Origin of the sequence: Brassicibacter mesophilus (assembly GCF_050433385.1) — a bacterium.
Classification (GTDB): Bacteria; Bacillota; Clostridia; order Tissierellales; family Proteiniboraceae; genus Brassicibacter; species Brassicibacter mesophilus.
This window is the reverse complement of record NZ_JBNPXI010000007.1, coordinates 110,199-124,892: the sequence shown is the minus strand read 5'-3', so window position 1 is coordinate 124,892 and position 14,694 is coordinate 110,199. Positions and strand designations below refer to the sequence as shown.

Sequence of the window (14,694 nt, the reverse complement as noted above, 5' to 3'; positions counted from 1 at the left end):
GGTTATCTATAAATCTAAGCTGAATAAATAACAGTTAATTTGTCTTGACAGTTAACAAATTTAGTGATAATATTCTATACAATAAAATTATCTTTAATCTGGTCCAGAGAGGCTAGAAAGGTATGCGATATCGTTGATTGTCTTTTAAGAGGATAACTATGCCTTTCTGTGCCCAAAACCAGAAGGGCATTTTTTATGCCCCAAAATTATACTGGTAGGGGTGATAGAATGATAGGATTATTATATCTTGAGGATGGTACTGTGTATGTTGGAAAAGGTTTTGGACATTCTGGAGTTTCTGTTGGTGAGCTTGTTTTTAATACGTCAATGACAGGCTATCAGGAAATTCTTACAGATCCTTCATATGCAGGACAAATAGTAACTATGACTTATCCGTTGATAGGAAATTATGGTACTAATGTCTTAGAAAATGAGTCTGGAAGTATTTATGCAAAAGGGTTTGTTGTGAAAGCTGTATCTAACAACCCCTCAAATTACATGAGTGAAAGTGTGCTTGACGATATGTTAAAAAGCAAGGGTGTTGTTGGTATATATGATGTCGATACAAGAAGTATAACTAAGAAAATAAGGAATAGTGGAGCTTTAAAGTGTGTAATAACAAACCAAGAACTTTCAGTTGGTGAGCTTGAAAAATATTTAATGAAAGAAAAAGCAAATGATAATTGGGTAAAGGAAGTTAGTACTAATGAAATAGTCCACTTAGCGGGAGATGGTCCAAGAATAGCAGTATTAGATTTCGGCATAAAAGCTAACATTCTTAATAATCTAAGAAGCAGAGGATTTGATATAACAGTATTTCCATATGATGCAACTTATGAGCAAATAATGGAGAGCAGCCCTTCGGGAATACTATTAAGTAATGGACCTGGAGATCCGAAAACTCTGACAGGAGCTATAGATACAGCAAGAAGACTTGCTCATAGCTTACCTACATTTGGAATATGCCTAGGTCATCAGATACTAGCTCTTGCATTCGGGGGAGATACCTACAAAATGAAGTATGGACATCGCGGTGGGAATCATGGAGTATATGACATTGAGAGGAAGAGGGCGTATATAACCTCCCAGAACCATGGATACAGCGTAGATGCTGACAGTATAAAGAATAAAGGTATGGTTATAACTCATACAAATCTTAATGATGGAACAGTGGAAGGGATGAAGCATATAAATCTCCCTGTTTTTTCCGTGCAATTTCATCCTGAGGGAGCTCCAGGACCTACAGATACAGCACATTTGTTTGACAAATTTATGACGCTAATAAAGGAGGATAACTATGCCGATAAACAAGTCTGTTAAGAAAGTCATAATAATTGGGTCAGGACCAATAGTCATTGGACAAGCAGCAGAATTTGATTACTCTGGAACGCAAGCCTGTAAGGCCGTAAGAGAAGAAGGAATAGAAACAGTACTTGTCAATAGTAATCCTGCTACTATAATGACAGATGCTGATATAGCAGATAAAGTATATATAGAGCCTTTAACCGTTGAATGTCTGGAAAAAATAATCGAAAAAGAACATCCTGATGGAATACTTGCGGGTTTTGGAGGGCAAACTGCATTAAACTTGGCTATGGACCTTGAAAAAGCTGGAATATTAGAAAAGCATGATGTAAAGCTGTTAGGAATAGATGTAGAATCTATAAAAAAAGCAGAGGATAGAGAGTTATTTAAAGAGCAGATGATTAATATAAGAGAACCCATAGCAAACAGCATTATAGCTACGAACCTAGAACAATGTAGAGATTTTGCTAGTGTTAACGGGTTTCCAGTAATAATAAGACCAGCATACACTTTGGGTGGAACTGGAGGGGGCATTGCTAATAATAATGAAGAGCTTGATGAAATATGTACTAGTGGAATCAATAACAGTCCTATAGGACAGATACTGCTAGAGCAGAGTGTTGCAGGATGGAAAGAGATTGAGTATGAGGTTATAAGAGATAATGATGACAACTGTATAATAGTATGCAATATGGAAAATATAGATCCTGTGGGAGTGCATACTGGTGATAGTATAGTAGTAGCTCCATCTCAGACTTTAAGAGATAAGGAATATCAGATGTTGAGACAATCATCAATAAAAATAGTTAGAAGTCTTGAAATCAGAGGAGGATGTAATGTACAGTTTGCTTTAGATCCTAATAGCGATAAATATATAGTAATTGAGGTTAACCCTAGAGTAAGTCGTTCTAGCGCTCTAGCTTCAAAGGCAGCTGGATATCCCATAGCTAAGATAGCTGCTAAAATAGCCATCGGCTATAGCTTAGCTGAATTAAAAAATTATGTTACAAAAAGCTCAAGTGCTTGCTTTGAACCAACATTAGATTATGTTGTTGTAAAAATACCAAAATGGCCTTTTGATAAATTTAGAAAAACAGCGAGAACACTAGGGACTCAGATGAAGGCTACAGGAGAAGTGATGGCTATTGGAAGAAGCTTTGAAAGTGCACTACTAAAGGCTATAGGTTCACTAGAGGTTAAATCTACTGGATTAAAGACAGACAAGTTAACAAGATTAAGTCATAAAGAAATCATTACTAAAATTAGATTATGTGATGATGAAAGAATTTTTGCAATAGCTCAAGCCTTGAGAATGAAAATAACTGTGGACAAGATATTTAATGAGACAAAAATAGATAGATGGTTTCTAAATGGAATGAACAACATTATAGCTATGGAGAATAAGATTGCATATGGACAGTTAAATGCAGAACTCTTATACCAAGCTAAATCTATGGGATTTCTTAATGATTATATAAGTGAGTTATCAGGACTAAGTGTAGAACAGATAGATGACTTGATAATGAAAAATAGTATATATCCAATATACAAGATGGTAGATACGTGCGGTGGAGAGTTTGAGGCGGAAACACCTTATTACTACTCGAGCTATGAACAAGAAGATGAAAATATAATGTCTGATGGAAAGAAAATAATAGTGTTAGGTTCAGGGCCAATAAGAATAGGACAGGGTATAGAATTCGATTATTGCTGTGTACATGGAGTAAAAGCAATAAAAGAATGTGGATATAGTTCAATAATTATTAATAATAATCCTGAAACGGTGAGTACAGACTTTGATACAGCTGATAAATTATACTTTGAGCCATTAAATATAGAAAATGTGATGAACATAATCGAGCAGGAACAACCAGAAGGAGTAATAGTTCAGTTTGGTGGTCAAACATCATTAAATTTAGCTGAAAAGCTGTATAAAAAGAATATAAATATACTTGGGACTTCATTCGAATCCATTGATCTTGCTGAAGATAGAGGCAAGTTTAGTGAGTTTCTTGACGATCTCTGTATATCTAGTCCTGACGGGACTACAGTTATAAACACTAATGAAGCCTTCAAAGCAGCTGAAGAACTAGGATATCCAGTAGTAGTTAGACCTTCTTATGTAATAGGTGGGCGTGCAATGAAGGTAGTTTATGATAAGAGTGCTCTTGAAGAGTATATAACTGAAGCAGTATCACTTTCATCTGAGCATCCAGTTCTAATAGATAAGTATGTAAAAGGAATAGAAATAGAAGTAGACGCAGTATCTGATGGAGAAGATATATTAATCCCGGGTATTATGGAGCATGTAGAGAGAACGGGAATACATTCTGGAGACAGCATAACCATATATCCACCTATAAACCTATCTAGAGAAGTTATAGAGACTCTAGTTGACTATACTTCAAAAATAGCTTTAAAGTTAAAAACAATAGGACTTATTAATATACAGTATGTATACGATGGAAAAGAAATACATGTGATAGAAGTAAATCCTAGAGCATCTAGAACAGTTCCTATATTAAGTAAAGTTACTGGAGTGCCAATGGTTAAGCTTGCGTTTGAGGCAATGATTGGTAGGAAGCTTAAGAATTCGCCATACGGGATTGGGTTAAAACCTAATCAAGATTTGTATGCAGTCAAGGCTCCTGTGTTTTCAACGAGAAAGATAAATGGTGCTGATATTCATTTAGGACCGGAGATGAAATCAACAGGGGAAATACTAGGGATAGATACAGACGTAGATAAAGCTGTATATAAGGCATTCAGAAGCTCAGGAATTAAAATACCTGTAGATGGTGCAGTATATATATCTTTAAATGATATTGATAAACTAGAAGGGGTAAAAATAGCGAAGGATTATCAAAATCTAGGGTTTAAGATATATTCTTCAGAAGGAACTAACAGGGTTTTAGTGGAATATGGGATAAAAACTGAGGAGATAAAGTATTCTGACATAGAAAATATGATAATGCAAGGGAAGCTTAGTATGATTGTTAATACTCCAACGCTCGGAGATGATGAAAGAAAAACTGGTTATAGAATTAGAAAAAAAGCACAAGAGTATAACATACCTGTGTTTACTAGTATAGAAACAGCTCGTATTTTTAAAAAAGCTATAAATGTTTTAGAGAAAGGTGAGAAGTTAGAATATAGAGCATTAAATGAATATTTCAAATAGTATGCAAAATGTTTGACAAAAATATAAATTAACAGTATAATTATATAGTTATTATAAATTTTGTATTGGAGGTCGTGACTCATGAAAGCTAAAATAGTTTTCGTAGCAGATAATAAAAGTTTTATATTTAAAGATTACGACCTTGATATACAGTCATAGATTTAATAGATGTTTGTGTCTATTGATATAGTCAACTGGAAAGATATGTATAGCCACGGTTTGTAATCAATCCGTGGCTTTTTTATGATACATGAGGAACTATATTTATTTGCTTTCAAAGTCATGGGCTATCTGTGTATATAATATGCAGTCCATGACTTTTTTATATATATTTATCTGACATAGGAGGGAAATTAAGATGACTAGAATTAAGGATTTATTAACTCCGTACAAGGGGTTACCAAGGGAAGTATATGTAATATTCATATCCAGAATAGTAAATGCACTTGGATGTTTTGTAATGCCTTTACTTACTTTTATACTTACAAAGAATGTAGGATTATCAAGTGAAGAAGCTGGATTCTATATGAGTATTTCAGGGTTTTTATATCTTCCAGCTTCTATTATAGGGGGAAAACTAGCAGATACTATAGGAAGAAAAAAGGTCATTATATTTTTTGATACAATTGCTGCAATTTTATATATTATCTGTGGATTTATGGAGCCATCTATGAATATGGTATATGTTATAATGCTCGCAGGAGCTTCAATGGTGGCTGCAGGGCCAGCACATGATTCTCTTATTGCAGATTTGACAACACCTGAAAATAGAAAAGGGGCATATTCTTTATCTTATATGGGCTGGAATATTGGATTTGCTATTGGACCTCTTATTGGAGGTATATTATATAAGAATCATTTACCATGGATATTTATAGGGGATGCACTTACTGCACTTTTATCACTTAGTCTAATAACAATTTTCATTAAAGAGACCATACATAAAACTGAGGAACAGATAACAGATAAAGAGAGAGTATTAGAAAAAAGAGAAGAAGGTTCCATAATTTCAGTTCTTCTGAGAAGACCTATTCTTATATATTTTGCATTGATTACATTTGGCTTTAACTTTGTCTATTCTCAGTGGGGATTTTTGATGCCACTGCATTCAGATCAAAACTTTCTATCTAATGGTGCATACTACTATGGAATTATGGCCAGCTTTAATGGTATTGTAGTTATTTTCTTTACACCAATTGTAACTAAACTAGGTGAAAAAGCTCAAAACATAAGACTTATGGCGTATGGAGGACTTTTATATGCTATAGGATTTGGGATGCTAGGATTTTTAAACACTTTACTATTTTTCTTTGTTTCGGTATTCATATTTACAATAGGAGAGATACTGTTATCTATAAGTACGTCTCCTTTCATTGCTAATCATACACCAGCATCGCATAGAGGAAGAATGAGTGCCGCACTTCCTATAATATTTGGTATGGGATATACTCTTGGACCTTGGGGGATGGGTAAAATCTTAACTCATGTTACTATTGAGCATGCATGGATTATGATTGGTATATTCGGAGTGGTTTCAACTATTTTTATGCTTAATTTAGAAAAGTACGAAAAGAAAAACTCCTTACAGCATATAAATGAAGATAAAATACTTGAAGGATAATAAAAGAGAAGCCTGTAAAAATGGCTTCTTTTTATTGTTAATGCTTATTATTCAAAACAAGGTTCATCAATTTTATTTCCAGCTACATATCTTTCTATGATGTTTCTGTCATCACCTATATATATAAATCTTTGAAGACGCTCTTCGATTGTCAGGTCTAAGTCACCTAATGAACTATCATCGATTACAAGAGCATCAAAATCATAATTTTCTTCAAAACTTCCTACTTTGCCAAAGAAGCTTCCGCCTCCTTTAGTACCTAAATAGAATACTTCAGAAGTAGTTAATGGATCTAGTTCTTTATTAGTTTCTAACCATTTTATTTTAGAAGCCTGAGCAGCTACAGCCATTACACTAGCTATAGATACCTTGTGCCCGCCACTTACATCTGTAGCTAATCCAACATTTACTCCTCTTTCAAGGAATTTTCTAACCGGCATAATACCACTTGAAAGATTTAAGTTTGAGTGAGGACTGTGAGCAGCATAAACACCATTTTTACGCATCATTTCAATCTCTTCGTCAGTGTTATGAATACAATGAGCCATTACAGTTGGTTTATGTCCAAATAATCCAAAATAGTCATAAACGCTAGCATAATCACGGTGCTCTGGGTGCAATTCTTTAACCCATTCAACTTCACCTGTATTTTCTGAAATGTGTGATTGTATTGGAACATTATATTTTTGTGCTAATTCTCCTAGCCCCTTCATAAGTTCAGGAGTACAAGTTGGAACAAACCTAGGAGTAATTATTGGTTTAACTAGCTCTGATTTACCTACATAGTCTTTTATAAAATCTTCAGTATCGTTTAGAGAATTCTGTGTATCTTCCACTAAGAAATCAGCGCAGTTTCTATCCATATTTACTTTTCCAACATAAGCACCTAAACCCGACTTATCAAACAAATCAAATAAAAGTCCTGTTGATTCTTTATGAACGCTACTAAATAGAACTATACGAGTTGTACCTTGTTTCCATACTTCTTTAACAACTCTTGAGTAAACTTTTTTTGCATAATCTAAATCTTTGTATTTAGCTTCTTCAGGGAAAGTATATTGTTCTAACCAAGGTAGAAGCTCTTTGTCTAGTCCAAGACCTCTATTTGGAAATTGCGGAGCATGGAAGTGTAAATCAACAAATCCAGGAATAATTAATTTATCACCAAAGTCAATAACATTTATATCTTTATATTGTTGTGGTATAGATGCTACTACCTGCTTAACTTTTTTATCTTCAACTATGATGTAACCATTCTCTAATACTACAAACTCTTCAGGTGTTTTAGTAAAGATTACATTCCCTTTGTAAATCTTTATTGAACCCTTTGTTTGTGTTTGATTCATAAAATCAACTCCTTAACAATAATGTAACAAGAAAACGTTCACCTCTATTATATAATTAACAAAATTCTTATTCAAGTTACCTAATGAACTGTATTTACATCAGTAATTCCAATGCGTACAGGTATTGAGAGCAGTGTTAAATGGATATATTAGGTGAGACTACATTTTTGACTATAAAATTATTGGTTAAATGTTAATAAAAGCCCCTAAATAGCTATGTTACTACTTATCTATAGGTTTAATGTATGACAAAATATCTGCTAATGTAGAGGGAATGATAAATTTTTGTAGAATCTTTACTAATACATGGCATTGCTTTAGTTATTGTATATAAAAACATACTATTTTATACTAAAAAAATTAGAAGAGTGATTATATACGGGGGGATAAAATGGGAGATATATTTGTGTGTAAGGTAGATTCGGCAAAGACAGAAAAACATTTTATTAAGCTACCATGGAAAATATATAATGGAGATACATGCTGGATTCCTCCATTAATTTCAGATTTTAAAAAATCAATTAGAGGAGAGAATAACTCATTAAAAGAAAGTGGGCCGTATTTACTTTTACTTGCTTATAAGAATAATGAACCTTGTGGGAGACTTTGTGTAGGAATAAATGAACATTTGAACAGTGCAAAACAATATAAAGAAGGATATATATCGTTGTTTGAATGTGTTGAAGATTATGAAGTTGCAAAAGCATTATTCAATTATGCAACTGATTGGTTAAAAGATAAAGGTATGGAAAGGATTATTGGGCCAATTTCTTTACCAAATGGTGATGATAATCGTGGATTGCTCATAGATAATTTTACTGATCCTACTATGGTTATGAATACATATAATAAAGAATATTATCGTGGTATTTTTGAACTCTATGGATTTGAAAAATATTGGGATTGTTACGCATACTATTATGAAATAAATAAAGGAATAGATGAAAGGTATAGGAAATACGTTCCATATGCGATGGAGAAATATGGGTTCACAATAGATAAGCTTAATATAAAGAATATAGAAAAAGAAATGATGGATGTTAAAGAAATAATTGATAAAGCTATGCCGGAAGAATGGGATGATTTTATACCGCCAACTGAAGAAGAAATTAAAGTAATAGGTAAAAATTTAGTTCCTGTAGCAGATCCTGATTTGATATATATAGCGAGAGCTAAGGACGGTACACCAATAGGATTTAATATAGCTTTACCAGATTATAATCAAGTGTTGAAGCATATGAATGGAAGATTATTTCCTTTTGGATTTATAAAGTATCTTTATCATAAGAGGAAGATAGACAGAGCTAGGTTATTTGTGTTGTTTGTCATTCCTGAATACCGAAAGAAAGGAGTACCCTCGGCTATTTATTTAAAGGGGCTTGAGGCGTTGATAAAAAAAGGTTATAAATACGGTGAAGGGTCAACCGTATGGGAATATAACAAAATCATGCAAAGAGATATTGAGAAACTAGGCGGTAAAATTTATAAGACATATAGAATATATAAAAAAAATATTTAAGAAGCAGTCAATTGACTGCTTTTTATTATTTGTTAAAGCTGTATTTAATATGATTACATATGATGTTTAGAAAAATTCTATACTAATAGCTCAATCTATAAAAAATTACAATTTGATGAATGAAAATTCCTCTGTTATAATTTGTTTGAATTATTGTGCCTATGTTTAGATAAGTGTGTGAAAGCGCTAGGATTATTAATGGAATAGTAGTGAATTATTATGGTTTTCATATAAAGGGGAGTTGGAATAATGTATAATTTACCTAATAAATTTGATGAGTATTCTGAAGCTAGAAGAGAAGGCTTTTTAAGGGTGAAAGAGCTTAAGGAGAATGGTACTAAAGTAGTTGGAGTATTTTGCACATATACTCCTATGGAATTAATATATGCTGCTGGTGCAGTACCAGTAGGATTATGTGGTGTGAGCGAGGAATCTATACCAGATGCAGAGGTTCACTTACCTAAAAATTTATGTCCTCTTATAAAATCAAGTTATGGCTTTGCTGTCTCTGATAAATGTCCGTACTTCTATTTTTCTGATATGATAGTTGGTGAAACTACATGTGATGGAAAGAAAAAAATGTATGAGCTTTTAAATGAGATAAAGCATACACATGTAATGCATTTACCTCAAGGACAAAAAAAAGACCATGCATTCAAGTATTGGAGAGAAGAGATGCTTGAGCTTAAAGAAGTTCTAGAAGAAAAATTTGGAGTAGAGATTAGTGATAAGAAGCTAAGACAATCAATTATTGATAGAAACTATGAAAGAAAGGTTTTGCTAGATTTCTATGAGCTTGGCAAATTAAATCCATCACCTATTACAGGATACGAAGTGAATACTGTCATGGAGGCTTTAGGATTTCAGTTTGACAGAAGAAGTCAATGCGAGTATATTGTTAAGAAGACTAATGAATTAAGAGAAAAATATGAAAAAGAGCTTAAAGGTAAGAAGTCTAACAGGCCGAGAATTCTTATTACGGGATGTCCAACTGGAGGTGTAAGAGATAAAATTATAAAAACAATTGAAGATTTGGGTGCAGATGTAGTGGCTTTTGAAAACTGCTGTGGTCCTAAAGAGAAAATGGAGCTCGTTGATGAAACTATAGATCCTATAGATGCATTAACTTATAAATATCTAAATATCAATTGTTCTGTTATGACTCCAAATCCTGGTAGATTTAAATCTTTAGATGAGATGATAGATGAGTACCAGATAGACGGTGTTGTTGAAGTAATACTTCAAGCTTGCCATACATTTAATGTAGAATCTTTTAACGTTAAAAATTTTGTTACTAAAGAAAAGGGAAAACATTACATATGTATTGAAACAGATTATTCTAAGTCAGATACTGGTCAGATAGGTACTAGACTTAATGCATTTATAGAAACGCTATAGAAACAAACTGAAAAGCGGCTATCTCAAGCCGCTTTTTCTATTACTAGTTTATCTATCTAGTAGGTTTTTCAATAGTTTTATAAACATTTTGTTCTGTTCCATAGTTCCTATGCTGACTCTAATCCAAGTTCCAACCATAGGCCTTATGATCATACCTTTTTTCTGAAGCTCAATAAATACTTCGTTTGCATCTTTTTCAACATTGACAAATATATGATTTGTCTCAGAAGGAGCATACTCTAAGTTCATTTTGCTAAACTCGTCATAAAGATATTCTTTTCCTTCTTTATTAATTCTAAAGCTTTCTTTAATAAAATCTTGGTCTTCAAGAGCAGCAAGAGCTGCGGCCTGAGCTAAGGAATTCACATTGAAAGGACCTCTTATCTTATTTATATTCTCGATTATTTCTTCACTTGCCATAGTGTACCCGACTCTTAATGCAGCTAATCCATAGATTTTTGAGAATGTTCTAAGGATTAATATGTTTGGATATTTTTCTAATAGTGAAATACTATCTTTTGGGTAATCGTCTTTAGTCACATATTCATTATAAGCTTCATCATAGACTACAACTATGTTTTGAGGAACCTTATCTAAGAAGCTTATGAGTTTTTCTTCACTAAACATAGTTCCAGTTGGGTTATTAGGATTACATAACCAAATAAGCTTTGTTTTTTCAGTTATTTTATCTAACATACCATTTAAGTCATGTGTCCAGTCTTTTAGAGGAACGATAACAGGCTTTCCTCCCATCATTTTAGTAGTTGCTATGTATCTAGGAAATGTTATGTCTGCCATTATAGCTTCATCACCTTTGTTGATAAAGGTTTTAGCTATAAGGTCAATTACTTCATCAGAGCCACTGCTCAAGATGATTTGGTTTTCATTAAGATTAAGCTTGTCTGATAAAGCTTTCTTTAAAAGTGTACAGTTTCCATCTGGATATAATGCTAGGTTCTGAAACGCTTCTTTGATTGCTTCAATTGCTTTTGGTGAGCAGCCTAGAGGATTTTCATTTGATGCAAGCTTTATAACCTCTGTGAGCCCATACTCTCTTTTAACATCATCAATTGGTTTACCTGGCTTATAAGGAGAAAGTTCCTTAAGCTCCTCTCTAAAAGATATTGACAAATAAATCGACCCCCTTTAGATTTTAACCCCTATATTCATATGTATCTACTCATCATTATATCATAAAGAATTATAACTTGATATTATATATAACATATCTGAACATGAATAAAAGAAATAAGGGGATATTTGCATAAACGTTCTATTTTACTCATATTAAGTTTCAAATTACTGTGTCAAATAACTATAAATAGAATTACTGTATCTATAGATATACTGAAAAATTTTAAATTTTTACATATTATTGGAATAATAATGTAGAAGTTGGGCATATTTTGATATGTAGCAAAAAAATATATATTTAAAAGGATTTTTTAAAAATGTGTAGAATATTATTAATAATCTGAAAAAGTCAAAACTATAATACTGAGCAAGGGGGAAGTATAGATGAAGGGATATCAAACTGACAAGATAAGAAATGTAGCTTTTTTAGGACATGGTAGCTGCGGTAAGACTACTTTAACAGAAACGATATTGTACACAACCGGAGTATTAAAAAGAAAAGGTAAAGTAGAAGATGGAAATACAGTATCTGATTTTGATAAAGAAGAAATAGCTAGACAGTTTACTATAGGTAATTCAGTAATCCCTATTGAATGGAAAAACTCGAAAATCAATATTTTAGACACGCCAGGATATTTTGACTTTATAGGTGAAGTAAACAGTGCACTAAGAGTGGCAGGAGGAGCAGTTATAGTAATCGATGCATCGGCAGGTATAGAAGTTGGTACTGAAAAAGCATGGAAGTACACAGAAAAAAGAAAAAAACCAAAAATAATATTTGTCAACAAAATGGATAAAGAAAACGTTAACTTTGATAAGCTAATAAATGAGCTTAGAGACAAATTTGGAAAGAAAATAGCACCTTTTGCAATACCTTTAGGAGAAGCCGAATCGTTTAGAGGCTTTGTAAACATTGTAGACTTGATCGGAAGAGAATACAATGGAAAAGATTGCGTCAATGTTCCTGTGCCAGATGGAATGGAAGATGCTATATCTCCGTTAAGAGATATGCTAATTGAGTCTGTAGCTGAAACTGATGAAGCGCTTTTAGAAAAGTTTTTTGATGGACAGGAATTTACAACTGAAGAGATTCATAATGGGTTAAGAAAAGGTGTACTAAATGGTGATTTAGTTCCTGTTTTAGTAGGTTCATCAGCTAAAGACATAGGAGTTCATACGTTATTAGATATGATTTATGACTATTTACCAACACCACAGGATTCCGGTGTGTATGAAGGGGTTAAACCTAATAGTACAGAAAAAATTCAAAGGAAAGTTAATAGCAGTGAGCCGTTCTCTGCACTAGTTTTCAAAACTATAGTTGACCCATTTGTTGGTAAAATATCGATATTTAAGGTTTGTTCAGGAAAAATAACTAAGGACATGGAAATACTAAATGCAAACAAAGATGAAATAGAGAAAATAGGAAGTCTCTTTTTATTAAGAGGTAAGAGTCAGGTTGAAGTTTCTGAAATTACCGCAGGAGATATAGGGGCTATATCTAAATTGCAGTTTACAGAAACAGGACACACTTTATGTGAAAAGAATAGTCCAATAATATATGATGGGATACAATATCCAGCACCATGTTTATTCTTAGCAGTTGAGCCAAAGGCAAAAGGTGATGAAGAAAAGATAGGATCTTCTCTACACAGATTAACTGAGGAAGACCCAACGTTTATTGTTGAGAGAAATAATGAAACTAAACAGCTTTTAGTTGGTGGTCAAGGGAACATGCAACTGGGAGTTATTATGAATAAGCTTAAAAATATCTTTGGGGTAGAAGTAGAGCTTAAAGATCCTAAAATACCTTACAGAGAAACAATAAAAGGCGCTTCAAGTGTTCAAGGAAAGCATAAAAAACAATCAGGTGGAGCAGGACAATATGGAGATGTTCATATAAGATTTGAACCTACAGCTCAGGACTTCGAATTTGATGAAGAGATTTTTGGAGGAGCAGTACCTAAGCAATATATTCCTGCAGTTGAAAAAGGATTGAGAGATTGTCTTGAAAAGGGAGTATTAGCAGGTTACCCTGTTGTTAATTTGAAAGCTGTTTTATACGATGGTTCATATCACCCAGTTGACTCAAATGAAATGGCATTTAAGATAGCTGCTTCATTAGCTTTTAAAAAGGGAATTGAACAGGCAAAACCTATTTTGCTCGAGCCGATAATGCGTGTAGAAATACTAGTTCCAGAAGACTACATGGGAGACATTATGGGAGATATGAACAAGAGAAGAGGAAGAATACTTGGAATGGAACAACAATCAGATGGAGCTCAGCTTGTTATGGCTGAAGCACCACAAGCTGAGATGTTTAAATATGCTATAGACTTAAGATCTATGACTCAAGCAAGAGCAAGCTTTAAGATGGAATTTGCACGATATGACGAAGTTCCAGCTCATCTGAGTGAAAAAATTGTTGCTGAAGCTAGAGCTGAAAAAGAATAAAAATAAAACAAATATAAACAAACAAAAGGAGCATATTTTAATATGCTTCTTTTGTTTGTTTATAACGCATAAAAAAGTTTAGAATTCCTTATTATATTCTTTTAGCAATATAAATTAGAAAATCTAAAGAAAATATTAGTAGATGGATATAATAAACATAGAATGAGAAAAATTTATATAAAATATATTGAAAAATTTTAAAAATGTATTAAAATATAAATGAAAGGCAAAGAAAGTCAAAGTCAAAATTATGAGGTGGTTTTATGTCTAGGATTAGTAATTTAATAGAAGAATTTATTAAAAATCTTTTAAGCGATACTGAAAATGGGGCAGTTGAAATTCAAAGAAATGAATTAGCGCAACACTTTGATTGTGCGCCTTCACAGATAAATTATGTTCTTACAACTAGATTTACTACTGATAGAGGGTATTATATCGAGAGTAGAAGAGGCGGTGGAGGGTATATAAAAATAATAAAGGTTAATATTACTAATGATAAATATATTCATAATCTGATTTCAAACATAATAGGTGAATCTATTACTAAAGCAAAAGCATATAGTATAATTGATAGTTTTGTTGAGGAAGAATTGATTACTGACAGAGAAAGCAAGTTAATGAAGGTTGCACTTGCTGATAGAACGTTAAGCAGTATATCAGTTGATAGAAATGAATTAAGAGCTAACATGTTAAAAAATATGCTGCTAGTATTTCTAAAATAGCTTATCTGGAGGGG

At 32.8% G+C, this 14,694-nt stretch carries 9 protein-coding genes; 7 read left to right on the top strand and 2 right to left on the bottom strand.

Translation table 11 applies throughout. The features are described 5' to 3' along the window. The first annotated feature begins 228 nt into the window (after positions 1-228). The 3 genes from carA (at position 229) to HNR33_RS09990 (ending at position 6,107) form a co-directional block, all read left to right on the top strand. Positions 229-1,320 (top strand): glutamine-hydrolyzing carbamoyl-phosphate synthase small subunit, encoded by a 1,092-nt coding sequence (carA, locus tag HNR33_RS10000; protein WP_429082924.1) that lies wholly within the window; start codon positions 229-231, stop codon positions 1,318-1,320. Beyond that, positions 1,298-4,486, top strand: coding sequence for a carbamoyl-phosphate synthase (glutamine-hydrolyzing) large subunit (gene carB, locus HNR33_RS09995; protein ID WP_429082922.1), 3,189 nt, complete (start codon positions 1,298-1,300; stop codon positions 4,484-4,486). Before carA ends, carB begins: the two co-directional genes overlap by 23 nt. Before the next feature lie 358 nt (positions 4,487-4,844). Further along, entirely contained in the window at positions 4,845-6,107 is a 1,263-nt protein-coding gene (locus tag HNR33_RS09990; RefSeq protein WP_429082920.1) for an MDR family MFS transporter, read from the top strand. Positions 6,108-6,154: 47 nt separating this feature from the next. Here HNR33_RS09990 and guaD read toward each other — a convergent pair whose 3' ends face one another. Then, a complete protein-coding gene (gene guaD, locus HNR33_RS09985) occupies positions 6,155-7,453 on the bottom strand; it encodes a guanine deaminase (RefSeq protein WP_429082918.1) in 1,299 nt (432 codons plus the stop codon). 391 nt (positions 7,454-7,844) lie between these two features. On the opposite strand from guaD, the gene HNR33_RS09980 reads away from it, so the two are divergent. Continuing rightward, positions 7,845-8,972 (top strand): N-acetyltransferase, encoded by a 1,128-nt coding sequence (locus HNR33_RS09980; protein ID WP_429082916.1) that lies wholly within the window; start codon positions 7,845-7,847, stop codon positions 8,970-8,972. 249 nt (positions 8,973-9,221) lie between these two features. Further along, the gene (locus HNR33_RS09975; RefSeq protein ID WP_429082914.1) at positions 9,222-10,370 is read left to right on the top strand and encodes a double-cubane-cluster-containing anaerobic reductase; all 1,149 of its coding nucleotides are present in this window, start codon (positions 9,222-9,224) and stop codon (positions 10,368-10,370) included. Positions 10,371-10,418: 48 nt separating this feature from the next. Here HNR33_RS09975 and hisC read toward each other — a convergent pair whose 3' ends face one another. Continuing rightward, entirely contained in the window at positions 10,419-11,501 is a 1,083-nt protein-coding gene (hisC, locus tag HNR33_RS09970; RefSeq protein WP_429082913.1) for a histidinol-phosphate transaminase, read from the bottom strand. 387 nt (positions 11,502-11,888) lie between these two features. On the opposite strand from hisC, the gene fusA reads away from it, so the two are divergent. Together fusA and HNR33_RS09960 are read left to right on the top strand one after the other, a co-directional pair. Further along, entirely contained in the window at positions 11,889-13,958 is a 2,070-nt protein-coding gene (fusA, locus tag HNR33_RS09965; RefSeq protein ID WP_429082911.1) for an elongation factor G, read from the top strand. 263 nt (positions 13,959-14,221) lie between these two features. Then, positions 14,222-14,680, top strand: coding sequence for a CtsR family transcriptional regulator (locus tag HNR33_RS09960; RefSeq protein WP_429082910.1), 459 nt, complete (start codon positions 14,222-14,224; stop codon positions 14,678-14,680). Positions 14,681-14,694 lie beyond the last annotated feature (14 nt).